The 22648-nt window shown below is 72.9% G+C and carries 16 protein-coding genes; 4 read left to right on the top strand and 12 right to left on the bottom strand.

Annotated features, from left to right (window positions below; genetic code table 11):
* Positions 1-34: 34 nt before the first annotated feature.
* The 3 genes from ABZZ38_RS22940 to ABZZ38_RS22930 form a co-directional block, all read right to left on the bottom strand.
* Complete coding sequence (locus ABZZ38_RS22940; protein ID WP_356742928.1) at positions 35-802, bottom strand: NUDIX domain-containing protein; 768 nt, start codon at positions 800-802, stop codon at positions 35-37.
* A 72-nt stretch (positions 803-874) separates the two neighbouring features.
* On the bottom strand, positions 875-2995 hold the full coding sequence (locus ABZZ38_RS22935; protein WP_356742926.1) for a glycogen debranching N-terminal domain-containing protein: 2121 nt from the start codon (positions 2993-2995) through the stop codon (positions 875-877).
* A 115-nt stretch (positions 2996-3110) separates the two neighbouring features.
* Positions 3111-4472, bottom strand: a complete 1362-nt coding sequence (locus ABZZ38_RS22930; protein WP_356742924.1) for a DUF4192 domain-containing protein — start codon at positions 4470-4472, stop codon at positions 3111-3113.
* A 311-nt stretch (positions 4473-4783) separates the two neighbouring features.
* Here ABZZ38_RS22930 and ABZZ38_RS22925 point away from each other — a divergent pair, with 311 nt between their 5' ends.
* Both ABZZ38_RS22925 and ABZZ38_RS22920 read left to right on the top strand, forming a co-directional pair.
* Positions 4784-6964 (top strand): RecQ family ATP-dependent DNA helicase, encoded by a 2181-nt coding sequence (locus ABZZ38_RS22925; RefSeq protein ID WP_356742922.1) that lies wholly within the window; start codon positions 4784-4786, stop codon positions 6962-6964.
* A gap of 228 nt (positions 6965-7192) precedes the next feature.
* Positions 7193-7822 (top strand): hypothetical protein, encoded by a 630-nt coding sequence (locus ABZZ38_RS22920; RefSeq protein WP_356742920.1) that lies wholly within the window; start codon positions 7193-7195, stop codon positions 7820-7822.
* Positions 7823-8060: 238 nt separating this feature from the next.
* On the opposite strand, the gene ABZZ38_RS22915 is transcribed toward ABZZ38_RS22920, so the two are convergent.
* The 6 genes from ABZZ38_RS22915 to ABZZ38_RS22890 form a co-directional block, all read right to left on the bottom strand.
* Positions 8061-8735: a hypothetical protein gene (locus ABZZ38_RS22915; protein WP_356742918.1), complete on the bottom strand. Its 675-nt coding sequence runs from the start codon at positions 8733-8735 to the stop codon at positions 8061-8063.
* A gap of 91 nt (positions 8736-8826) precedes the next feature.
* Positions 8827-9537, bottom strand: a complete 711-nt coding sequence (locus tag ABZZ38_RS22910; RefSeq protein ID WP_356742916.1) for a ribonuclease HII — start codon at positions 9535-9537, stop codon at positions 8827-8829.
* A gap of 439 nt (positions 9538-9976) precedes the next feature.
* Positions 9977-11515, bottom strand: coding sequence for a DUF4173 domain-containing protein (locus ABZZ38_RS22905; protein ID WP_356742975.1), 1539 nt, complete (start codon positions 11513-11515; stop codon positions 9977-9979).
* Positions 11516-12026: 511 nt separating this feature from the next.
* Positions 12027-12956 (bottom strand): ADP-ribosylglycohydrolase family protein, encoded by a 930-nt coding sequence (locus ABZZ38_RS22900; protein ID WP_356742914.1) that lies wholly within the window; start codon positions 12954-12956, stop codon positions 12027-12029.
* Positions 12957-12968: 12 nt separating this feature from the next.
* Complete coding sequence (locus ABZZ38_RS22895) at positions 12969-13628, bottom strand: histidine phosphatase family protein (RefSeq protein ID WP_356742912.1); 660 nt, start codon at positions 13626-13628, stop codon at positions 12969-12971.
* A 134-nt stretch (positions 13629-13762) separates the two neighbouring features.
* Entirely contained in the window at positions 13763-14368 is a 606-nt protein-coding gene (locus ABZZ38_RS22890; protein WP_356742910.1) for a YdbC family protein, read from the bottom strand.
* A 289-nt stretch (positions 14369-14657) separates the two neighbouring features.
* Here ABZZ38_RS22890 and ABZZ38_RS22885 point away from each other — a divergent pair, with 289 nt between their 5' ends.
* Positions 14658-15188 carry a TerD family protein gene (locus tag ABZZ38_RS22885; protein WP_356742908.1) on the top strand — a complete coding sequence of 177 codons (531 nt, stop codon included), beginning with the start codon at positions 14658-14660 and terminating at the stop codon, positions 15186-15188.
* A gap of 145 nt (positions 15189-15333) precedes the next feature.
* Here ABZZ38_RS22885 and ABZZ38_RS22880 read toward each other — a convergent pair whose 3' ends face one another.
* Together ABZZ38_RS22880 and nrdR are read right to left on the bottom strand one after the other, a co-directional pair.
* The gene (locus tag ABZZ38_RS22880; protein ID WP_356742906.1) at positions 15334-18231 is read right to left on the bottom strand and encodes a vitamin B12-dependent ribonucleotide reductase; all 2898 of its coding nucleotides are present in this window, start codon (positions 18229-18231) and stop codon (positions 15334-15336) included.
* Between the two features lie 150 nt (positions 18232-18381).
* Positions 18382-18894, bottom strand: a complete 513-nt coding sequence (nrdR, locus tag ABZZ38_RS22875) for a transcriptional regulator NrdR (RefSeq protein ID WP_356742904.1) — start codon at positions 18892-18894, stop codon at positions 18382-18384.
* 818 nt (positions 18895-19712) lie between these two features.
* Here nrdR and lexA point away from each other — a divergent pair.
* A complete protein-coding gene (lexA, locus tag ABZZ38_RS22870) occupies positions 19713-20498 on the top strand; it encodes a transcriptional repressor LexA (protein WP_356742902.1) in 786 nt (261 codons plus the stop codon).
* A 152-nt stretch (positions 20499-20650) separates the two neighbouring features.
* On the opposite strand, the gene ABZZ38_RS22865 is transcribed toward lexA, so the two are convergent.
* The gene (locus tag ABZZ38_RS22865) at positions 20651-22621 is read right to left on the bottom strand and encodes an ATP-dependent DNA helicase (RefSeq protein WP_356742900.1); all 1971 of its coding nucleotides are present in this window, start codon (positions 22619-22621) and stop codon (positions 20651-20653) included.
* Positions 22622-22648 lie beyond the last annotated feature (27 nt).

Below are 22648 nucleotides of genomic sequence, written 5' to 3'. Positions count from 1 at the left end.
TTTTTGCGCAGCGCTGGGGTGCGCTGCCCCGGTGTCAGACCTCGGGGCGCAACATCGGCGGATTGAGCAGTGTCGCTCCACCGGCCCGGAAGAGCTGGGCAGGCCGGCCGCCCTGCCGGGTGGTGGTGCCGCCGGACGGGACCAGGAAGCCCGGTGTACCGGTCACCTTGCGATGGAAGTTGCGGGGGTCGAGGGCGACGCCCCACACCGCTTCGTAGACCCGCCTGAGCTCGCCGACCGTGAACTCGGGCGGGCAGAAGGCGGTGGCCAGCGACGAGTACTCGATCTTGGAGCGGGCACGCTCCACGCCGTCGGCCAGGATCCGGGCGTGGTCGAAGGCGAGCGGGGCCGGCTGTTCGTCCTCGCGGCCGAAACCCGTCTCCTGGAGCAGTTCCTCGACGGGTGCCCAGCGCGCGCTGTGGGCGTCACCGCCCGCCCGGGGCGCGGGGAGGTCCGGAGCGAGGGCGAGATGGGCGACACTGACCACCCGCATGCGGGGGTCGCGCTTGGGGTCGCCGTAGGTGGCGAGCTGTTCCAGGTGGGCGCCGTTCCCCGCGGCGGGGAGCGGGGTGCCGGGGTCGTGGGCGCACAGGCCGGTCTCCTCGGCGAGTTCGCGCGCCGCGGCGGCGCCGAGGTCCTCGTCGGGCCGCACGAAGCCTCCGGGCAGGGCCCAGCGCCCCTGGAAGGGCGGCTCTCCGCGCCGTACGACCAGTGCGCACAGCGCGTGGCGGCGCACGGTGAGCACGACCAGATCGACGGTCACGGCGAAGGGCGGAAAAGCCGACGGGTCGTAGGGCGACATGCCGCGATCATAGTCGTCTTCCTGACGATAAGCACGTCCCCCGGCCTGTGCGGTGACCGGATCCCGCACGGGTCACACCCCCAGCTGAAGTCCGGGGGCGGCTTCCTCGACCATGCCGAGACCCAGCCTGCTCACCCGCACCGCGAAGGGCTCTCCCGCGACGGACAGCCCGGAGAGCCGGATCTCGCCGAGCGGGGCGCTGCGCACCGGATGGAGGGCGACCGTGCCGGCCGGCGCGTCGGGGCGGATCCCCGCCAGCGCGGTCAGCACCTGCACGGCGGCGGCCGAGGCCACGGCGACGGGACGGCAGGCGGCGGGGTGCGGGGCGGGGGCCGCGTCCGCCGTGCGCTGCTCCCCCGCGTACATCTCGGGCAGCCGGTACGCGAACGCCTCGGCGGCGTCGAGCAGTCCGCGCAGTAACGACAGCGCCTCCTCGTCGTGGCCCGCGGCGGCGAGTCCCGTGACGGCGACGGCCGTCTCGTGCACCCGCACCGCCCCGGTGCGGTGGCCGAAGGGATTGTGTCCGGGCTCCTTGGACCCGAGGCTGCGCAGGCCCCAGCCCGAGTCCATGGCAGGGCTGCCGAGAAGCCTGGCCAGCTGCTCGGTCCGCGTCTTGTCCAGGAGCCCTTCGGCGAGCCGCCCACCGCCCAGCAGCCCGGTGTCCAGCAGGTGGGCGGCGCCGCTTCCGAGATGGGGCAGCGGCCTGCCGTCCGCCGCACGGGCGGCGGCGGGGCGGCCTCCGGTGGGATCGTCGAGCCAGAAGTCCTCCCGGAAGCATTGGCGGAGCTGCGCCGCCCAGTCCCGCCAGGCGTCCGCGCCGGGGCGACCGCAGGCGTCCAGGAGATCGGCGCCGAGCAGCGCGGCCCGGTGGGCGTGGGCCTGGGTCTCGGCACGCCGGAGCCCGGCGGCGCTCGGCTCCGGCAGCATGCCGCTGCCGTCGGCGGCGGCGCGCAGCCACTCCAGGCAGCGCTCGGCTGCCGGAAGCAGCTCCACGAGGTCCTGGTCGGGCAGGCCCCAGCGCCGGGCCTCGGCGAGCACGACGGGGAAGGCGAGGGTCGCCTCGACGCCGGTGCAACCGGGGGGAAGGTGCGGGCCGGCGTCCCGGAGAGGGCCGGGGATCCGCCCGGCGTCGGGCCCCGAGCCGCCGCGTTGGGTGCGGGCGACGGTGTGCAGGGTGGTGGCGGCGAGGCGGGTGCCGAGCGGAAGGGCCATCCTGGCGGCCCACAGCGCCTCGGCCGGTGCGAGACCGCTGCGCCAGGGCACTCCCGCGGCCGGGTAGAGGCCGCCGGGACGCGAGGGGTCGCGCAGCAGCAGCCCCCGCAGGTCGCCGAGCGCGGTCCGCAGGAGCCGGTCCGCCCGCGGATCGTCGCTCTCCGCCCGGGCCTCCGGCAGCACGGGCTCGCCGGTCCGGCCCGCCGGTCGGACGGGACGACCGGAGCGGACCCGCAGTTCGATGGTGCGCGCCGCGCCCGGTGGCAGCTCCAGCTCCCAGCGCAGCAGGCCGGCCGAGGCGAGGGCGTCCTTGGGGGGCGGGTCGGCGGTGAGGACGGCGTGGGTGCCGTCGGGTGCGGCCCAGCGCATGCCCGCGTCGTGGACGGTGGCGCGCAGTTCCGGTCCGGGCCGGCCTGCCGCCACCGCGCCGAGGTCGGCGAGATCCGTGCCGACGGCGATCTCCACGGGGAGCCGGGTGGTGCGCCCCAGGGAGCTGCGGAAGGTGATGCGCTCGGTTCCCTCGGCGTCCCTGGAGCGTTCGACGCCGATGCCGGGGTCGGGGCCGGGGTCGGCGGGGGTGCGCACCACGGAGAGGAACCGGGCGCGGTCGGAGTCGACGAGCCTGCCCTGGACGGTGACGGGTTCACGGCCGGCCACCCGCAGCAGGCAGCGGGAGAGGAGCCGGCGGCCGGACTGGTAGACGCCCTCCAGCCCGTGCCCGGTGAGCTGGCCGTGGTCGGCCGACATCGCGAGGCGGGGAAGGGCGACGCAGATGAGGGCCTGATGGACGGGCGGCAGGTCGCCGGGGTGCCCGGGCCCCGGCCGGCCGCGACCGAGCCCCTCCGGGACGGCGGGGCGTGGGCGAGCAGCCGGAGCCGCGGGTGCTCCGGAAGCGCCCGACGGGGCGCGACCGGTAACGGGCCGGGACTCGGGCGGCTGCCGGGACTGCGTGACGGGGCGGGAGGGGACGGTGCGTTCCATGGGTGGTGTGCTGGGCCTTCTGTGCGCTCCGGACAGCCGCTGGAGGTACGGCGGCACGGGTCGGGCGACTCCGCCACAGAGGTGAACGGCTCCACCGGGGCACCGGTCACGGCCGTCATCGCCCGCTCCTGCCGCCACGCTCCCCGGTGCGCCGTGCCGCCCGGGTACGTGCCCTCACCGTGGCGCCGTCCGGGCGGCGCCCCGCGGCGGGCACACTCCCGCCCCGGTCGGGCCTGCGCGGGGCGGCGCCCTGGTCGGGCCTGCCCGGGGACCTCCTCCCGGCGGCGGGTACGCGGGCAGGCCGGGTGCGCGGCCGGCGCGCCGCCGCCCGTGCGCCGAAGGCCGCTCGCGCGCCGCGCTCCTCGCGCAGGCACGCGCGCAGCGACTCGGGGTCCAGGCCCTCGTTGCACGCCTGGTGCAGCAGCCTCGCGAAGACGTACTCGGGGTCGGCCTGGAGGGCCATCCCCAGCGCGATCCGCGCGCTCGGCTCGTCACCGGTCGACCAGGCGACCCAGCCTGCGAGGGTCAGCGGCGCCGCGGCGTGCTCCCCGTAGGCGCCGACGCAGCGGCGGGCCAGTGCTCGCCAGAGCCGGAGCGCGGGCGCGGCCTCGGGCCCCTCCATCCACTCCGCCGCCCGGTCCCTGGTGGTGCGGTCCTGGAGGCCGACGATCATCGCGGCGGCCTCCTCATGGCCGATCAGGGCGTCGTCGTGGGCATCGGCCGTGACCGGCTCCGGCGCCACCGGCTTCTCCTGGAGCCGCCGCATGACCCGGCGGGCCAGCCGGATCGTCTCCGTACGCACCTCCTCGCGGTGCTCCGCGTCCAGGATCCTGGGCACCAGCGCCGCGCTCGCCGCGTCGAGCGCGCTCCCCTGTTCGCCGGCCGCCCCGGACCGCCAGGGCCGCAGCCGCTCCTCCAGATCGCGCAGCGAGCCGCGCACCCGGATGCCCGCGTACGCCGCGGCGGCGGCCATCACCGACGTACCGGGCAGGGCGAGGACGCTTCCCTCGGGCGGGCAGCAGCGGGAGTCGGGGCAGCAGTAGGACCAGAGGCGCCCGTCGGAGATGCAGAGCGCTTCGTACACCGGCACGTCGAAGGAGCCGCAGGCGGTGCGCAGTCGCTGGGCGAGGGGGCGGAGGCGCTCCATGACGTGCCGGCCCGTCTCCCCCTCGGCCGGGTCCTGGCAGAGGAAGACCACGATGCCGTCGGGGCGGGAGCCGCGCCGCTCGCACCCCTCGATGAGGCACTCGGCGAGCTGTTCGGCGACAGGTGGCCACTCCCGGGGCGACTGCGGAATGCCGAGCCTGACCCGGCCGCCGAAGCGGCCGCGGTTGCCGTGGAGCGCCACGAGGACGATGGAGTCGGTGGGGTGATAGCCCAGCACGTACGGCAGCGCGTCGGCCAGTTCTGCCGGGGTGCGCAGGGTGATCTGCTGGCGGTCGTCGGTGGGTCCGGTCATGTCGTGGTGCTTGTTCATGGTCACGACGGTCCCGCGAACGCCGCGGACCGTCGACCCCTGTGGATAACCCCTGTCCACAGGCCGGGGCAGCCGCTCGCGCTCCCGCTGTCCGGCTGCTATACGCGTATCCGCCCACCGCCCACCCGCCGGCCACCCCTCTGCTCACCTGCCGCGCCCCGGGCGCGCAGAGTCGTCGCACGGGGGGACAAGGAGATACATCGACATGCCGGCGCGGGGGGGCGTGCGCACGCGGGCCCGGCGCGGTCGGTTCGGCTCACCGCCCGGCCGTCGGTTCGCCCGTTGTCGGACCCGTGCTGTTGCATGGGGGCATGGAGCACACGAGCGACGCAGGACCCAGCACCCTTCGCGCATCCGCCGATGCCGTGCTCGCCCGTCTCGTCGGGGACGGCAGCGGTACGGCGCGGCTGCGCGAGGATCAGTGGCGAGCGATCGAGGCGCTGGTCGCGCACAAGCGGCGCGCACTCGTCGTGCAGCGCACCGGTTGGGGGAAGTCGGCGGTCTACTTCGTCGCCACCTCGCTGCTGCGGGAGCGGGGCAGCGGACCGACCGTGATCGTCTCACCCCTCCTCGCACTGATGCGCAACCAGGTGGAGGCCGCGGCACGGGCCGGAATCCGTGCCCGGACCATCAACTCCTCCAACACGGAGGAGTGGGACGGCATTCAGGACGAGGTGGCCGCGGGCACGGTGGACGTGCTTCTCGTCAGCCCCGAGCGGCTCAACAATCCGGACTTCCGTGACCAGGTGCTGCCCCGGCTCGCCGCCGCCACCGGCCTGCTCGTCGTGGACGAGGCCCACTGCATCTCCGACTGGGGCCACGACTTCCGGCCCGACTACCGGCGGCTGCGCACCATGCTGGCGGAGCTGCCGTCCGGGGTACCGGTGCTGGCCACCACCGCCACGGCCAACGCGCGCGTGACGGCGGATGTCGCCGAGCAGCTGGGTACGGGCGCGGACACCGACGCGCTCGTCCTGCGTGGACCGCTCGACCGGGAGAGCCTCAGCCTCGGGGTGCTCGGGCTGCCGGACGCCGCCCACCGTCTGGCCTGGCTGGCCGACCATCTCGGGGAGCTGCCCGGCTCCGGGATCATCTACACGCTCACGGTCGCGGCGGCCGAGGAGGTCACCGCGTATCTGCGCCAGTGCGGCCACACCGTGTCCTCGTACACGGGCCGGACGGAGAACGCGGACCGCCAGCAGGCGGAGGAGGACCTGCTGGCCAACCGGGTCAAGGCGCTCGTCGCCACGTCCGCGCTGGGGATGGGTTTCGACAAGCCCGACCTGGGCTTCGTCGTGCATCTCGGTTCGCCCTCGTCCCCCATCGCCTACTACCAGCAGGTGGGGCGGGCGGGCCGCGGGGTGGAACACGCGGAGGTGCTGTTGCTGCCCGGCAAGGAGGACGAGGCGATCTGGCAGTACTTCGCCTCGGTCGCCTTCCCGCCCGAGGAGCAGGTGCGCCGGACCCTCGACGTGCTGGCGCAGGCGGGCAGGCCGCTGTCCCTGCCCGCCCTGGAACCCCTGGTGGAACTGCGCCGCACGCGCCTGGAGACGATGCTCAAGGTCCTCGACGTGGACGGTGCGGTGCGCCGCGTCAAGGGCGGGTGGACAGCCACGGGGCAGCCCTGGTCGTACGACTCCGAGCGGTACGCGTGGGTGGCGCGGCAGCGCGCCGCCGAGCAGCAGGCGATGCGCGACTACGCGTCGGCGACGACCTGCCGGATGGAGTTCCTGCGGCGACAGCTGGACGACGAGGAGGCCGCGCCCTGCGGGCGTTGTGACAACTGCTCGGGGCCGCGGTTCGACGCCAAGGTGTCGGCGGCGGCGCTGGACGCGGCGCGCGGTGAGCTGGGCCGGCCGGGGGTCGAGGTCGAGCCGCGCAAGATGTGGCCGACCGGTCTGTCGGCGGTGGGCGTCGACCTCAAGGGCCGTATCCCCGCCGGGGAGCAGTCCTCTCCGGGCCGGGCCCTGGGGCGGCTCTCCGACATCGGCTGGGGCAACCGGCTGCGGCCGATGCTGTCGGAGCGCGCACCGGACGGTCCTGTCCCGGACGATGTGGTGAACGCCGTGGTGACCGTTCTCGCCGACTGGGCCAAGGGGCCGGGTGGTTGGGCCTCCGGTGAGCCCGGGGCGCCGTCCCGGCCGGTCGGGGTCGTCACCGTCGCCTCCCGGGCCAGGCCCGAGCTGGTCGGCTCGCTCGGCCGGCGGATCTCCGAGGTGGGCCGGATGCCGCTGCTGGGCTCCGTCGAGTACGTGCCGGAGGCGGTGGACGCACGGATCTCGCGTACGAACAGCGCACAGCGGGTCCTGGGGCTGCACCGGGCTCTGACGGTGCCGCCCGCGCTCGCCCAGGAGCTGGCCTCGGCCGGCGGGCCGGTGCTGCTCGTCGACGACCTGGCGGACAGCGGCTGGACGCTGGCGGTGGCGGCGCGGCTGCTGCGCCGGGCGGGAGCGGAGGGGGTGTTTCCGCTGGTCCTGGCCGTTCAGGGGTGACCGGACGCGTCATCAGGAGATCTTCTGGGCAGGATATGAGTGTCATACCGTCCTATACCAGGCAGCGGCCCCAATTGCTCGTTGCCGCCTGACCGTTGCGCCCGCAAGAATTGGAAGCCGCCCCCCGCACGGCCCGTTCACGGTCCGCGAGGGCCCTCGAAGGGCTGTGCCGCGGCGCGCCCCACTCGACCTTGCCCCCACTGTGGGCGCGTATGCGAAGGGAGGAACGTGACCTTCGGATTCGCTTCGTCCGCAGCCACCTCGCTCACCACCCCGGCCGACTCCGCCAGCCGCCTCGCCCGCATGCTCGAACCCGCCGAGTGGGCCGCGGCGGGTATCCCACTGCTGCGCAACCCCCGCGAGATCGTCAGCGGCCTGCACGCCCGCCACCGGCCGTCGCCGGCAACGGCGGTCGTCGCCGTCCTCGACCATGAGGAACGGCTCACCGCCAGCGCCTCGTTCGCCCGTCGCGCGATCCCGGCGGACGGCTGGGAGTTCCGTAACGCGCTGCTCGCGCACCTGCGCCGGGTCGTTCCTCACGACCTGAGGCGCCGCACTCCGGTGCGCACGGCGGTCCTGCTGTACTGCCGTGAGGGCGACGGGCGATGGACGGAGGAGGACGGCGCCTGGATGTGGGGCCTGCGTGACGCGTGCACCCTGCACGGGCTGCGCTGCGGGGCGTACATCACGCTCACGAGGAGCGGCTGGCAGGTGCTGGGCGAGGGCCGCGGGGGCCGGCGCCCGCACTCCCACTCCCAGCCCGGCGACCTCGCGGACACGATGACCGATGAGCCGCTTCCCGCCCCGCGCACGGCCGGCGGGGCGGCGGAGCCCCTGCGCCGTACGGCGGCGCGCTGAGGCACGACACCGCGCCGCGATCCGCGCGTCGGCCGGCCGTGCGGGCAGATGCTCCCCGCCGGGCCGGGCCACGGGGCGTCCGCTTCCGCCGGTGCCGACCGCCGACCGGGCGGCTGCCGACCAGTGCCGGCCGCCCGGCCTGGGGTCGGCAGTCGGGGGCCGGTGCCCGGCACCCCGCGCCGTCCGATCGCCCCCCACCGCGAGGTGGGCGCGGGGCGGCGGCGCGTACGGCGTGGTGTCAGACGCCCGCACCGAGCACGGAGTTGATCCGCTGCGGTTCGCCGCACACGATCAGCAGGGCTTCCGCCCGTGCCATCGCCGCGGGCAGAGCCCGGCCGGTGACCTCGTCGTCGCCGCCGTTGACCGCCACGACCACCACGGGCCGCTCGGAGGCACGCTCCACGGCCGCGGCGTCCGCGAAGAACACGTCGTCGCGGGCGTCGTGCTGCGCCCAGTAGGAGGCATCGCCGAAGGACAGCTCGTGCGCCGCCCACGGGTGCGGGTCGCCGGTCGTGAGCACCAGGATGTCGCCCGGCGCGCGACCGCTTTCGAGCAGCAGGTCCACCGCCTCCTCGGCGGCGTCCAGCGCGCCGTTCTCGGGAGCGGGGATCAGCTGGATCTGCGGCTGGTTCCGCGACGCGGAACGATTCTCCCGCCGGGACGCGGACGGCGCCGTCGGCACAGCCCTGGCAGGGGTCGGGGTCGAAGGGGACTGCCCGGCACCGGTGTGCGGGCGCGGTACCGGCGGCGTGGGCCTGGCCGGACCGGGACCCGGACGGCCGGGGCGCGGCGAGGCCGCGGAACGCGGACCGGGTACGGGGCGGGGGGTCGGCGCGGGGCGGCCGGCGGCCGGAGTGGCGCGGGGACCCTGGGCACTCTCGTGAATCTGAGGCTCCTCGGGGATGAGAGGCATGGATGGATGTCTATCAAACGCCGGTACGAGTGACACCGGCGGGTGGCGTGTACACGCGACCGTGCTGTTCAGCCGGGTGCGGCCGGACAGGTCAGAAATCGAAGCCCAGTTGGCCCCCGCTTTCCAGTGCGGCCGCCTCCGCGGAGACGCGGACCTTCTTGAGGTGCCGCCACTGCGGCAGCGCGTCCAGATAGGCCCAGCTGAGCCGGTGGTGCGGCGTAGGGCCCCACTCGCGCAGCGCGGCCTTGTGCACCGGCGAGGGATAGCCGGCGTTGGCGGCGAACTCGAACGCCGCGTACGGCTCGGTCCCGGCCGCGAGTTCGGCCATCATCGCGTCCCGCCGTACCTTGGCGATCACCGAGGCGGCCGCCACCGCGACGCAGGACTGGTCCCCCTTGATCACCGTACGGACCCGCCAGGGCTGCCCGAGGTAGTCGTGCTTGCCGTCCAGGATCACCGCGTCGGGGCGCACCGGCAGGGCGTCCAGAGCGCGTACGGCGGCCAGCCGGAGCGCCGCGGTCATCCCGAGCTCGTCGATCTCCTCCGGGGAGGAGTGGCCGAGCGCGTACGACGTCACCCACCTCTCCAGCTCCTCGGCCAGCTCACCGCGGCGCTTGGGGCTGATGAGCTTGGAGTCGGTGAGGCCGACGGGCGGCCGACGCAGTCCGGTGATCGCCGCGCAGACCGTGACGGGCCCGGCCCAGGCCCCTCGTCCGACCTCGTCGACTCCGGCAATGATCTTGGCGCCGGTTGTCGCTCGGATCGAGCGCTCGACGGTGTGGGTGGGTGGTTCGTACGGCATGGCGCCAGATAGGTTACGCCGCCCACCCCCGCCCGCAACACCCGGATGAGATTCTCGGCCACGCCCCGCTCCGGCTCGTCCCTCGCGCGGGTTCCACCGGTCCCCCGCCGGGCCGGGCCCGGGGCGTGTCAGCCGGCCGCCGGGCGCGGTGGGGGCGTCATCACGCGGTCGGCATACCTGGCGGTATCACCGTCACGTCATTCGCTCCCGCACACGCCCTTGACCGGCGCGCCGTCATGGCCGGAACCACCTCCTCGACCATGACGTCGGTCGCGTCCGACCGGACAACACCCCGCCGTATTGGCGGCGTACGGCTCCTGAGGAAGACGGCAGGACAGATCGACCGCGCCGGGAGCCGATCACTCCGGGACTTCTCCGCCGTCACACTGTCGCTGTCGCGAAGGCAAAGGCGGTCGCCCTCGCGGCCCGCGTTTTGTCGTCAGGGGCCGTACGGGTCGTACGGGTCGTACTCGGTGTACTCGTCCTGGATGCCGTTCCGCTCGGGCACACACTGGTAACCCGTCGTGGAGACACCGTGCCGGGCCAGGAGTTCGCGGGCACGGCGTTCGCCCCGGCTGGTCGCGTACCAAGGCGCCGCCCGCTCCTTCAGGGTGTCGTCGATGTCCTTGAGGGCGCAGGAGCGCAGCGGTTCGGGCAGCCGGTCCAGAGCGGGCACGGCGTCGGCCGACAGACCGTCCAGATAGCCGACGTCGATCTTGCCGGTGCGCTCGTAACGCTGCACGTTGCGCTCCGCGACCAGCGCGTCGGGCGAGAGCAGTCCGAAGGCGAGCACCCCGGCCGCGGCGCTGACGGCGACGGCGCGCGGCAGGGGCAGCCGCCGCGCGCCGAGGACACCGGCGGCCATGATCAGCACGATCACGACGCCGAGCCACAGCTCCATCGCGGCCACCGAGATCCGCAGTCGCGTCAGCCCGTACGCGTCGACATAGAGGTCCATGCGGCGCAGCGCGGAGGCGACCACGATCAACGTCAGCAGGCACAGGGTGCCCAGCACGGCCCGGACGAGGGTGCGGTCACGGGCACCGCCGCGGGGCGCCCAGCGCAGGGCGAGCCCGATGACGACGAGGGTGAGGACAGTCGCCCAGAGCAGCTGCCAGAAACCCTGGCGCGCGTACTGGGCATAACTCAGGCCCGTCTCGCTGAGCACCTTTCCGTACCCGCCGAAGAGCACGGCGAGTTGGACGGCGTTGAAGGCGGCGAACAGCAGGTTGAGCACGATGAGAGGAAGCGCCCACTCCACACGGCCGCGAGGACGGCCGGGCCGCGCCCGCAGGAGGTCCCAGCGCAGGGGGGCGGCGGCCGTGTGGGCAGCGGCGAGCGCTCCGAGGAGACCGATCAGGAAGAGGAGGAAATGCCAGGGCCCGTCGGCCACCGAGTCGAGGTCGGGCATCAGCGAGCCGAGCAGGTCGGCGAACGCGGCATCGGCCCCCGCGAACAGCGCGCCGAACACGACCAGCAGCCCGACGGCCACCGCGGTCGTCCGCAGCGCGGGACCCAAGCGGCCCCGCGGCCCGTCCGCGCGCTCCCGCAGCCCTCGCCAGCCCCAGGCGAGCCCCGGCCCCAGAGACTCGAACAGCCCGAGCGGGCCGAGGAGGATGCCCCGCCATTCGCGGCTGCCGTGCAGCGCGAGCGACCCGAGGCCCAGGGCAGTGACGAGGGCGAGGAAGGTCGGCCAGCCGGCGTCGCGGAGTGCCGGCACGGCCAGCAGCGCGAAACCGCCGATCCCCCACACCAGGGACCAGGGGCGGATACGGCGCCCGGCGGCGCGGGCGGCGACGTAGGCGGCGAGCGTCGCGGGGATCGCGACGACGAGCAGGTTCAGCCCGAGGCCGTCACCGAGCAGAAGGGCGCTGAGCAGCGCGGTCGCCAGGACGCACCAGAGGGTGGCCGTCGGCACGGGGCCCGGCGCCTTGGGGCGTATGCGGGACAGCCAGGTCTCCGGAGCCTGCGCCGGCATCCGCTGCCAGGGGTTGACCGGCGCGGGGCGCGCGCCGGTCCCGGGGGCGCCGGTCGCACGGGTACGGGCGGCGCCCTGGGTGGTCGCGGAGGCCGTTCCCTGAGGCGGCGCGGCGGGAAGCGACGACGACTGCGACGCGCAGGACGAGGACAACGGCGAGGACGGTGACCCCGTGGACGGGGACTCGGGGGCCGAAGACCCCGTGGACGGGGACGACGATGGTGACGGTGACGGTGATGGTGACGGTGATGACGAAGATGATGATGAAGACGACGGTGACGGCGATGCGGACGGCGTATCGGGCACGGGACCCCCTCCCGACCGGCCCGTGCGCGCCGCCCCTCGCATCGGAGGTGCGGCGGGCCTACGGATGCCGGTGTCTGTTCGGCCCGCGGCGCTTGTCATGATCAACGCGGCGGCGTGGCCGCAAGGCTAGCCCCGGGGGCGGCACCCGCTCCTCACGGGCCCTCCGCTGTGGCAGGACCGTGACAGTCGAAGCCTGGGGCCCGGCTCAGCGCGCCGGACCCGAGGGCAGCCACCAGGGCAGCTCCTCGGTGCGCTCCACCCACGCGGCGGGCGGTGCCCCGCCCTCCGCCGCGGCCACCACACCGCCGACGATGGCGCAGGTCGTGTCGACGTCGCCGCCCGCCTGGGCGGTCGTCCAGAACGCCTTCTCGAAGTCGCCCAGGGCTCGGGCCGCCGACCAGATCGCGAACGGCACCGTGTCGTGCGCGCTCGTCCGCCGGCCGCACCCGAGCACCGCGGCGACGGTCCCGGGGTCGCCGTAGTCGAGCATGTCCCGGGCCCGGCGCAGCCCCGCGCCCACCGCGCTGCGCGGCACCAGGGCGATGACCCCGTCGAGGAGCTCCTCGGGCTTGGGCGGCCCGCCCGGGCCGGCGGCGAGCGCGGCAGCGGCGGCCACCGCCATGCAGCCCACCACGGCCTCGCGGTGCTGGTGCGTGGTGTACGAGGAGATCTCGGCCTGGTGTGTGGCCTGCTCCGGGTCGGAGGCGTACCAGGCGCCGAGCGGGGCGATGCGCATGGCCGCGCCGTTTCCCCAGGAGCCCTGGCCGTTGAACAGCGCCGCGGCCAGCTCACGCCAGTCGCCGCCCTCCCTGATCAGCCGGAGCATCCGGTTGACGGCGGGGCCGTAGCCACGGTCGAAGTCCTGTCGCTCGGCGAAGGAGCGGGCGAGTGCGTCCTGGTCGACGCGGCCGTGCTCGGCGAGCACGGCCAGCACCGAGCAGGCCATCTCGGTGTCATCGGTCCACTGCCAGGGTTCCGGCGGCAGCTCGCGCCGCTTCAGCAGGGGGTAATTGACGGGTACGAAGAACTGGGAGCCCAGGGCGTCTCCCACGGACAGCCCGCGCAGGCTGGCCAGGGCACGCCCGAAGCGCCGGTCGAGAGCGTCGAAGGCATCGAGAGAGGAGTCAGCGGTCATCGCACTGCCACTCTATCCGGTGGTGCCGTACGGCTCGGGGGTTCGCCAGCGGTCGAAGGGGCGGTCCAGTGTGTAGCGGCCGTCCGGGCCGAGCTCCAGGGTCCGCATCTCGCCGTTGCGCGGATTGGTGAGCGACTCGAAGTCGGCGACCGTCCAGTGGAACCAGCGCATGCAGAACAGCCGCATGGTCAGGCCGTGCGTGACCAGGAGCACGTTCGGCGGGTGATCGGGCGAGGCGAAGCTGCGGTGCAGGCTCTCCAGGAAGGCCCCGACCCGGTCGTACACGTCGGCCCCGGACTCCCCCTGCGCGAACCGGTAGAAGAAGTGCCCGTACGCGTCCCGGTACGCCTTCTGGAGCCGGACGTCCTCCCGGTCCTGCCAGTTACCCCAGTCCTGCTCGCGCAACCGGGGCTCCTCCCGGACCCGGACCAGGGCGGGGTCGAGCCGGAAGGCCCGGAGCGTCTCATGGGTGCGGCGGTACGGCGAGACGTAGACGCTGACCCGCTCGTCCCCGAACAGCGCCCGCAGCCGCTCGCCCGTCTCCTCTGCCTGGCGCCGACCGGTTTCGGTGAGCCTCAGCGCGTGGTCGGGCTCGCGTTCGTACACCGTGTCGTCGTCATTGCCCTCCGACTCGCCGTGGCGTACGAGGACGATGCGTCGCGGTCGTGCCATGCCACGACCCTAGAGGGGACGCCGTGCCGGGGCTCGGCCGGGTGGGTCCGCCGAACGCCATCCGGCGCACCAGGCCGCCCCCGGGCCGGGCCGCCCGAGCCCCGACCCCGGCCCGCGGGTCCGGTCCCGCCCCGTCACACGGTCCAGGCCGCTTCGAGGTCCACGACGTCCCCCGTCAGTGCCGCCACGTCGGCCTCGATCTGCGCGCGCAGCGCCAGCCGTTCGACCCGCTCCGTGCGGTACTTGCCGTGCTCCGCCGCCGACCGCCACATCGACAGCACCAGGAACTCGTGCCCCGGCGCCTCGCCGAACAGCCCCCGCAGCATCCCGGGCGACCCGGCCATCGCCGGGTTCCACACCTTCTCCTGCATCAGGGCGAAATGCTCGACCCGCTCCTCATGGATCCGGGTGTGCGCGACCCGGACCACATCGGCGTCGGTGAACCGCGGCTCGAACCCCGTCTTCACATCGAAGCGGTGGTCGAACAACTTGACCTGCATGTCCTTGTACGTGCCCGACTGCGAGGCCGCCAGCCGGTCGTGCGAGCGCGCCATGAACGAGTCGTAGAAGGCACGGCTCTCCCAGAAGGCGAAGACATGGGCCACACCGGGCCGCGTCCGGCTCCACCCGCCGCCCTGCCCCCGGAATCCGGGCTCGCCCGGCAGCCCCGCCCACTTCCGCTGTCCCCGCTCGAACCCACGACGGTCCACCACGGTGCAGCGAATCCACTTGACCAGCACCGCGCCATCGTAAGGGCGCCGGAGTCGGCGCGGTCCACGCTCCGGCACACCGCCCCCTCCAGGGGGCCCGTCCGCCTCCTGGTGCCGTCCGCGCGTTCGATCACCGCGCCGGGGTCGCCGTGCGGGACGAGCCGTTCCCCACCGGGTCCGCGTGACACCATGGGCAAGGAGCCGAGGACCGCGGGCAGTTGGCCACGCACGAGAGGTCCACGCCCGAGCTCCGCACGCGAGAGCCGACGCGAGATCCGTACGAGGCCGTACGCGATATCCGTAGAGAGAGGGGAATCCCGTGAGCAGTGCCAACAAGGGGGTCGGCAAAGTCGAGGTGACACTCAAGTGGGATCCGAGCCCCGCCGGCGCCCCGGACCACGATCTCGACATCATCGCCGCCGTCTACCGAGCCGACGACCCCCATGGCACCCCCGTGTACCTGGTGCACTTCGGCAGCCGTTCGCCGGACGGGACCATCACCCTCCACCGGGAGAGCCGCACCGGCCAGGGCTTCGGCTCGGACGAGGCCATGACCCTGGAGCTGAACCGCCTGGCGCCGGAGTACGCGCGCGTGGTCGTGGGCGTGGCCATACAGCAGGGCGGCGGGCGGAGGACGTTCTCCGACATCGACCACGCGATGGCCGTCGTGAAGGAGGGCTACCGGGAGCTGGAGAGTTACGACTTCACCGGCCTCGGCGATGCCACCGCCGTGACCGTCGTGGAGTTCCTCCGCGACGGTACGGGCGGGTGGGAGTGCCACCGGGCCGTCCGTGGGTTCGACGCCGATCCGCAGTCCTTCACCGAACTGATGGGCGCCCCACAGGCCTGACCCCTTTGACGCGCCCTGCGAAACGCGCCGAAGCGGGCACGAAGAAGGGGACCGGCCTTCGGCCGGTCCCCTTCCTCGTGAGCTGGTGGTCAGCTACCCGTGCGGGCTACGCCGGATGTCGCGTCCGCCGCGCTTCCGCCCGGTTTCAGCTGCAGCCGCTGGTCGAGCCGCAGCCCTCGCAGATGTAGCAGGAGCCGGCCCGCTGCATCTTGGTGCCGCAGGAGAAGCACAGCGGCGCGTCCGCGCTGATGCCCAGCTGCATCTCGACGAGCTCCGCCGAGGTGTGCGCCTGCTTCGGAGCCGGGATCTCCGCCTGCTCGGTGGGGGCGGACACCGCCTTCGGCGTCTCCTGCTGGCGCGGGGCGGACTGGGCGAGGCCCTCGACGTCCACGTCGACATCGTCGACGGACTGCTCGTAGGAGCCGGTCTCCAGGTGGCGCTGACGCTCCTCGGCCGAGTGGATGCCGAGCGCCGAGCGGGTCTCGAAGGGGAGGAAGTCCAGCGCGAGGCGGCGGAAGATGTAGTCGACGATCGACTGCGCCATCCGCACGTCCGGGTCGTCCGTCATGCCGGCCGGCTCGAAGCGCATGTTGGTGAACTTCGAGACGTACGTCTCCAGCGGAACGCCGTACTGCAGACCGACCGAGACGGCGATGGAGAAGGCGTCCATCATGCCCGCGAGCGTCGAACCCTGCTTGGACATCTTCAGGAAAACCTCGCCGAGACCGTCGTCCGGGTAGGAATTGGCGGTCATGTACCCCTCGGCGCCACCCACCGTGAAGGACGTGGTGATGCCGGGACGGCCCTTGGGGAGGCGCTTGCGGACCGGGCGGTACTCGACCACCTTCTCGACCGCGGTACGGATCGTCTCCTCGGCCTTCTCGGTGATCTCGGCCTTCTCCTTCTCCTTCTTCTTGGCGGAGAGGGGCTGGCCGACCTTGCAGTTGTCGCGGTAGATCGCGAGCGCCTTGACGCCCATCTTCCACGCCTCGAAGTAGACCTCTTCGACGTCCTCGACGGTCGCCGTCTCCGGCAGGTTGACCGTCTTGGACAGGGCGCCGGAGATCCACGGCTGGATCGCGGCCATCATGCGCACGTGGCCCATCGCGGAGATGGAGCGCTCGCCCATGGCGCAGTCGAAGACCTCGTAGTGCTCCTGCTTGAGGCCGGGCGCGTCGATCACATTGCCGTGCTCGGCGATGTGGGCGACGATCGCCTCGATCTGCTCCTCCTGGTAACCAAGGCGGCGCAGCGCCTGCGGCACGGTGCCGTTGACGATCTGCATCGAGCCGCCGCCGACCAGCTTCTTGAACTTGACCAGGGCGAGGTCGGGCTCCAGTCCGGTGGTGTCGCAGGACATCGCGAGACCGATGGTGCCGGTCGGGGCGATGACGGACGCCTGGGAGTTACGGAAACCGTTCTTCTCGCCGAGCCGGAGCACGTCCTGCCAGGCCTCCGTGGCGGCGGCCCAGATCGGCGTGTCCAGGTCGTCCACGCGGACGGCCTTGGCGTTGGCGTCGGAGTGCTGCCTCATGACGCGCTTGTGCGGCTCGGCGTTGAGGGCGTAGCCGTCGTACGGGCCGACGACCGCGGCCAGCTCGGCGGAGCGGCGGTACGAGGTGGCCGTCATGAGCGACGTGATGGAACCGGCCAGCGCCCGGCCGCCGTCGGAGTCGTACGCGTGGCCCGTGGCCATCAGCAGAGCGCCGAGGTTGGCGTAACCGATGCCGAGCTGGCGGAAGGCGCGGGTGTTCTCGCCGATCTTCTGGGTCGGGAAGTCCGCGAAGCAGATCGAGATGTCCATCGCGGTGATGACGAGCTCGACGACCTTGGCGAAGCGCTCGGACTCGAAGGACTGGTTGCCCTTGCCGTCGTCCTTGAGGAACTTCATCAGGTTCAGCGAGGCCAGGTTGCACGAGGTGTTGTCCAGGTGCATGTACTCGCTGCACGGGTTCGAGCCGTTGATGCGGCCGGACTCCGGGCACGTGTGCCAGTGGTTGATCGTGTCGTCGTACTGGATGCCGGGGTCGGCGCAGGCCCAGGCGGCCTCGGCCATCTTGCGGAAGAGCGACTTGGCCTCGACCTCCTCGATGACCTCACCGGTCATACGGGCGCGCAGGCCGAACTTGCCGCCCGACTCCACGGCCTTCATGAACTCGTCGTTCACGCGGACCGAGTTGTTGGCGTTCTGGTACTGGACGGACGTGATGTCGTCGCCGCCCAGGTCCATGTCGAAGCCCGCGTCGCGCAGGGCGCGGATCTTCTCCTCTTCCTTGACCTTGGTCTGGATGAAGTCCTCGATGTCGGGGTGGTCGACGTCGAGGATGACCATCTTGGCGGCACGGCGGGTGGCGCCACCGGACTTGATCGTTCCCGCGGAGGCGTCGGCGCCGCGCATGAAGGAGACGGGGCCGGAGGCGTTGCCGCCGGAGGAGAGGAGCTCCTTGGAGGAGCGGATGCGGGAGAGGTTCAGGCCGGCGCCGGAGCCGCCCTTGAAGATCATTCCCTCTTCCTTGTACCAGTCGAGGATCGACTCCATGGAGTCGTCGACGGACAGGATGAAGCACGCGGAGACCTGCTGCGGCTGCGGCGTGCCGACGTTGAACCACACCGGCGAGTTGAAGCTGAAGATCTGATGCAGGAGGGCGTAGGCCAGTTCGTGCTCGAAGATCTCCGCGTCGGCGGGCGAGGCGAAGTAGTTGTACTCCTCGCCGGCCTTCCGGTACGTCTTCACGATGCGGTCGATCAGCTGCCTCAGACCGGTTTCGCGCTGCGGGGTGCCGACGGCTCCGCGGAAGTACTTGCTGGTGACGATGTTGACCGCGTTCACCGACCAGAAGTCGGGGAACTCGACGCCACGCTGCTCGAAGTTGACCGAGCCGTCGCGCCAGTTCGTCATGACGACGTCACGACGCTCCCAGACGACCTCGTCGTACGGGTGCACGCCCGGGGTCGTGTGGATGCGCTCGATGCGCAGGCCCTTGTTCGCCCTGGCCCCCTTGGCGCGGGCCCCTCGTGCCGGGCCGCTCGTCGTCTCTGTCATGCCGCCTCCCATATACGGGCAAAACACCCTGTAGTGCCCAGATCTTCCCGGGGCACCGTCTCTGTCTGTTGCCACGAGCACCACGCACAGTGCCCGCGACAGGTCCATAGCCGCTCCAGCCGCTTCGCGGCCGATCGCCGGTCGGGGCGATCAGTCGGCGGCGGCGGCAGGCACCGGGACCCCGGGGGACGCCCCGGGCCCGTGCCCCTCCGCGTGTGGCCGCCGCTCGCGGAGCTCCGCGATGGCGGCCTCGAAGTCTTCGAGTGAGTCGAACGCCCGGTACACGGACGCGAAGCGCAGGTACGCGACGAGGTCGAGCTCCCGCAGCGGGCCGAGTATGGCCAGTCCGACGTCATGCGTGGTCAGTTCCGCGCTGCCCGTGGCACGCACCGCCTCCTCGACCCGCTGGCCGAGCTGGGCGAGGGCGTCCTCGGTGACCGGCCGCCCCTGGCACGCCTTGCGCACGCCGTTGATGACCTTGGTGCGGCTGAAGGGTTCCGTGACCCCACTGCGCTTGATCACCATGAGCGAGCAGGTCTCCACCGTGGTGAAACGGCGGGAGCAGTCGGGGCACTGGCGACGGCGCCTGATGGACGTCCCGTCGTCGGTGGTGCGACTGTCGACGACGCGGCTGTCGGGGTGCCTGCAGAAGGGGCAGTGCATGGCTCCCAACCCTCCTTCACAGCACGACTGAATAGCCTCGCCAGGGCCGGTCAGGCCCCTCGAAGCAGCCCCAAGCATAGGCGATGGCCGCACCCCCGGCGGACCGGGGGACCACAACTTCTGGGCGGCCGACGCCATCCAACCACTAGATCTGGGGTCTGCCCGACCATTCGGCACATCGCGCGTGTCGCGGCTCGGACACGCAGCGCACACGTCGCAGGCACAGGGCCCGCGTGGAGCCGGACGGCCTGCGGAGGGAGTCCGGATCCGACCCGGCGGGGACCGCGTCGCGGCCCGCGGGGGACCCACGGTGTCCGGGCCGGCGCCTCCACAGGTGCCGGTACGGGCGGGCACCGACGGGGGCGCGCACCGGATCGCCCGTCCGGGTCGGCGTGCGATCGGCGCCGGCGCGACACGCCACGGAACAGCTCAGTGGAACGGAGCCGTACCGCAAGCGCCGCGGACCGCTACGGCCCGCGCGGGACGCGGTCCGGGCGGACCGGACACGAGGGGGGTATCGGCGGCGGCCCGAGCCTACGGGACGGGCACAGCTCCTCCCGATCCCGGGTCGCCGGGTGACGGACTCGCCGGGTGACAGACTGGGCTACGCACCCCCCGCCCCACCGGGCGGCGGCGGTGGAGGTTAGCGTGAAGACCCCGGTCGCCACCGCGGCGGGGTCCCCGAGAGGTCGCACATACACCTAGTCACACGTACACGTAAGCCATTCCGCGAATTTTCACTCGAACGTGTGTTTGGCGCAACCTTTCGAAAGCTACTACCGTTGTCCGGCTAGGGAGAACATTCGAGAGGGGCCGACGTGACCACCACCGCAGACAGTGCCGCCATCGCAGCCCGGGACCGCTCCCAGAGCCGCCTCGAGCCGGTGCACGCCATCAATGAAGCAACCATGACCGGGGAGGGGCCCAAGCCCGCGCGCTCCCTGCCGGGACGACCTCCCGGCATCCGGGCGGACAGCTCCGGACTCACGGACCGGCAGCGGCGGGTCATCGAGGTCATCCGCGACTCGGTGCAGCGGCGGGGCTATCCGCCGTCGATGCGCGAGATCGGCCAAGCGGTCGGACTGTCCAGCACCTCTTCCGTGGCCCATCAGCTGATGGCGCTGGAGCGCAAGGGATTCCTGCGCAGGGACCCGCACCGGCCGAGGGCCTACGAAGTCCGGGGATCCGACCAGCCCAGCAGCCAGCCGACCGACACCACGGGCAAGCCCGCCGCGTCGTACGTCCCGCTGGTCGGCCGGATCGCGGCCGGTGGGCCGATCCTGGCCGAGGAGTCGGTCGAGGACGTGTTCCCCCTCCCCCGCCAGCTCGTCGGTGACGGAGAGCTCTTCGTCCTGAAGGTCGTCGGTGACTCGATGATCGAGGCCGCGATCTGCGACGGCGACTGGGTGACGGTGCGCCGCCAGCCGGTCGCGGAGAACGGCGACATCGTGGCCGCCATGCTGGACGGCGAGGCCACCGTCAAGCGCTTCAAGCGGGAGGACGGCCACGTGTGGCTGCTCCCGCACAATGCCGCATACCAGCCGATCCCCGGTGACGAGGCCACGATCCTCGGCAAGGTGGTGGCGGTCCTGCGGCGGGTCTGACACCTCCCCGCCGCTCCCTGGGCGACCCCGGGACCCACTGCGCCGGTCCCGGGGTCCTGCTATGCCCTGCTCTGAGCGGGCCGTACGCCTGCACGCCCCGCCGCCGTCGCGCCGACGGGCGCGGGGTGCGGGCGCACCCGCACGCGTGGACGCTATGAGCCGTCCGCCTTCGCCGTCGCGTCGATCGCCGCGAGCGAGCGCCGCACCTGATTACGGTCCGTGGTGTACCAGAAGTCCGGCATGGACGCCCGCAGATAGCTGCCGTACCGGGCGTTGGCGAGACGCGGGTCGAGCACCGCCACCACACCCCGGTCCCCCGTCGCGCGCACGAGGCGCCCCGCTCCCTGCGCCATGAGCAGCGCGGCATGGGTCGCGGCCACCGCCATGAAGCCATTGCCCCCGGCTTCCTCCACCGCCTTCTGGCGGGCGCTCATCAGCGGATCGTCCGGGCGCGGGAACGGAATGCGGTCCATGACCACCAGCTGACAGTTGGGCCCGGGCACATCGACGCCCTGCCACAGGGACAGCGTGCCGAAAAGACAGGTCTCCGGGTCCCCCGCGAACTTCTTGATCAGCTCGCCGAGCGTGTCCTCGCCCTGGAGGAGGATCGGCTGGTCGAGCCTGCCGCGCAACTCCTCGGCCGCGGCCTGGGCCGCGCGCATGGAGGAGAACAGCCCGAGCGTACGGCCGCCGGCGGCCTCCACCAGCTCGGCGAGCTCGTCCATCATGTCCGTACGGCTGCCCTCCCGCCCCGGAGGCGATAGATGCCGCGCGACATAGAGGATGCCCTGCTTGGGGTAGTCGAAGGGCGAGCCGACGTCGATGCCCTTCCAGACCGGTACGTCCTCGCCCTCGGTGCCCTCGGGGGCAAGGCCGAGCGAGGCGCCCACCCCGTTGAAGTCGCCGCCCAGCTTGAGGGTGGCGGAGGTGAGGACGACCGACCGGTCGGCGAACAGCTTCTCGCGCAGCAGCCCGGAGACGGAGAGCGGGGCCACGCGCAAGGACGCGCCGAAGCGGTCGTGGCGCTCGTACCAGATGACGTCGTACTCCGAGCCCTGGGTGATCCGCTCGGCGACACCGTGGACGGTCTCGACGGCGGCGAGGGCCTGTTTGCGGACCGCGTCCTCGTCCTGGACCGACTTGTCCCGCGTCGAGCCCAGCGCCGAGATGACCGCCCTCGCCGCGTCGCGCAGCGCCATCAGGGCGTACCCCAGGTCCTCCGGGATCTCCTCCAGACGCCCCGGCAGCGCGAGCTCCATCAACCGCTCGAAGCCTTCCGCGGCGGTCTGGAGCTGATCGGCGACCTTTTCGTCGACCAGCTTCGCGGCCCGCCGCACGGCGCGGTTGACCTGGCCGGGCGTGAGCTCGCCGGTGGCGACACCGGTGACCCGGGAGACCAGTTCGTGCGCCTCGTCGACGATCAGCACCTCGTGCTGCGGGAGCACGGGGGCGCCTTCGATCGCGTCGATGGCGAGCAGCGCGTGATTGGTGACGACGACGTCGGCCAGCTTGGCGCGCTCGCGCGCGGCCTCGGCGAAGCACTCCGCGCCGTACGCGCACTTCGACGCGCCCAGGCACTCCCGGGACGAGACCGAGATCTGCGCCCAGGCACGGTCGGAGACGCCTGGCGTCAGGTCGTCCCGGTCGCCGGTCTCCGTCTCGTCGGACCAGTCGCGCAGCCGGAGCAGGTCCTTGCCCAGCTTGCTGCTGGGCGCCGCGCTCTCGAAGGCGTCGAAGAGGCCGTCCTCGTCGTCCTGCGGGACGCCTTCGTGCAGCCGGTGCAGGCACAGATAGTTCGACCGGCCCTTGAGCATGGCGAACTCCGGGCGCCGGCGCAGCTGCGGGTGCAGCGCGTCGACGGTCCGCGGCAGGTCGCGCTCGACCAGCTGCCGCTGGAGCGCCAGGGTGGCGGTGGCGACCACGACCCGGTCCCCGTGCGCCAGCGCGGGCACCAGGTAGCCGAGGGACTTGCCGGTGCCGGTGCCGGCCTGGACGAGCAGGTGGGAGCCGTCGTCGATGGCCTGGGCGACGGCCTCGGCCATGGTGACCTGGCCTGGCCGTTCCACGCCGCCGACGGCGGTGACGGCGGCGTGGAGGAGATCGGGGAGGGATGGCTTCGTCATAGCCCGTCCACCCTACGGTGCGGCACT

Origin of the sequence: Streptomyces sp. NPDC006368, from assembly GCF_040612535.1 — a bacterium.
Taxonomy (GTDB): domain Bacteria; phylum Actinomycetota; class Actinomycetes; order Streptomycetales; family Streptomycetaceae; genus Streptomyces.
This window is presented reverse-complemented; position numbering and strand designations above follow the sequence as displayed.

What these genes read in the sequence shown, in the direction of transcription:
- ABZZ38_RS22940 (WP_356742928.1), bottom strand. Translation starts at nt 802, where the DNA reads ATGTCGCCCTACGACCCGTCGGCTTTTCCGCCCTTCGCCGTGACCGTC.
- ABZZ38_RS22935 (WP_356742926.1), bottom strand. Translation starts at nt 2,995, where the DNA reads ATGGAACGCACCGTCCCCTCCCGCCCCGTCACGCAGTCCCGGCAGCCG.
- ABZZ38_RS22930 (WP_356742924.1), bottom strand. Translation starts at nt 4,472, where the DNA reads ATGAACAAGCACCACGACATGACCGGACCCACCGACGACCGCCAGCAG.
- ABZZ38_RS22925 (WP_356742922.1), top strand. Translation starts at nt 4,784, where the DNA reads ATGGAGCACACGAGCGACGCAGGACCCAGCACCCTTCGCGCATCCGCC.
- ABZZ38_RS22915 (WP_356742918.1), bottom strand. Translation starts at nt 8,735, where the DNA reads ATGCCTCTCATCCCCGAGGAGCCTCAGATTCACGAGAGTGCCCAGGGT.
- ABZZ38_RS22910 (WP_356742916.1), bottom strand. Translation starts at nt 9,537, where the DNA reads ATGCCGTACGAACCACCCACCCACACCGTCGAGCGCTCGATCCGAGCG.
- ABZZ38_RS22905 (WP_356742975.1), bottom strand. Translation starts at nt 11,515, where the DNA reads ATGCCGGCGCAGGCTCCGGAGACCTGGCTGTCCCGCATACGCCCCAAG.
- ABZZ38_RS22900 (WP_356742914.1), bottom strand. Translation starts at nt 12,956, where the DNA reads ATGACCGCTGACTCCTCTCTCGATGCCTTCGACGCTCTCGACCGGCGC.
- ABZZ38_RS22895 (WP_356742912.1), bottom strand. Translation starts at nt 13,628, where the DNA reads ATGGCACGACCGCGACGCATCGTCCTCGTACGCCACGGCGAGTCGGAG.
- ABZZ38_RS22880 (WP_356742906.1), bottom strand. Translation starts at nt 18,231, where the DNA reads ATGACAGAGACGACGAGCGGCCCGGCACGAGGGGCCCGCGCCAAGGGG.
- nrdR (WP_356742904.1), bottom strand. Translation starts at nt 18,894, where the DNA reads ATGCACTGCCCCTTCTGCAGGCACCCCGACAGCCGCGTCGTCGACAGT.
- ABZZ38_RS22865 (WP_356742900.1), bottom strand. Translation starts at nt 22,621, where the DNA reads ATGACGAAGCCATCCCTCCCCGATCTCCTCCACGCCGCCGTCACCGCC.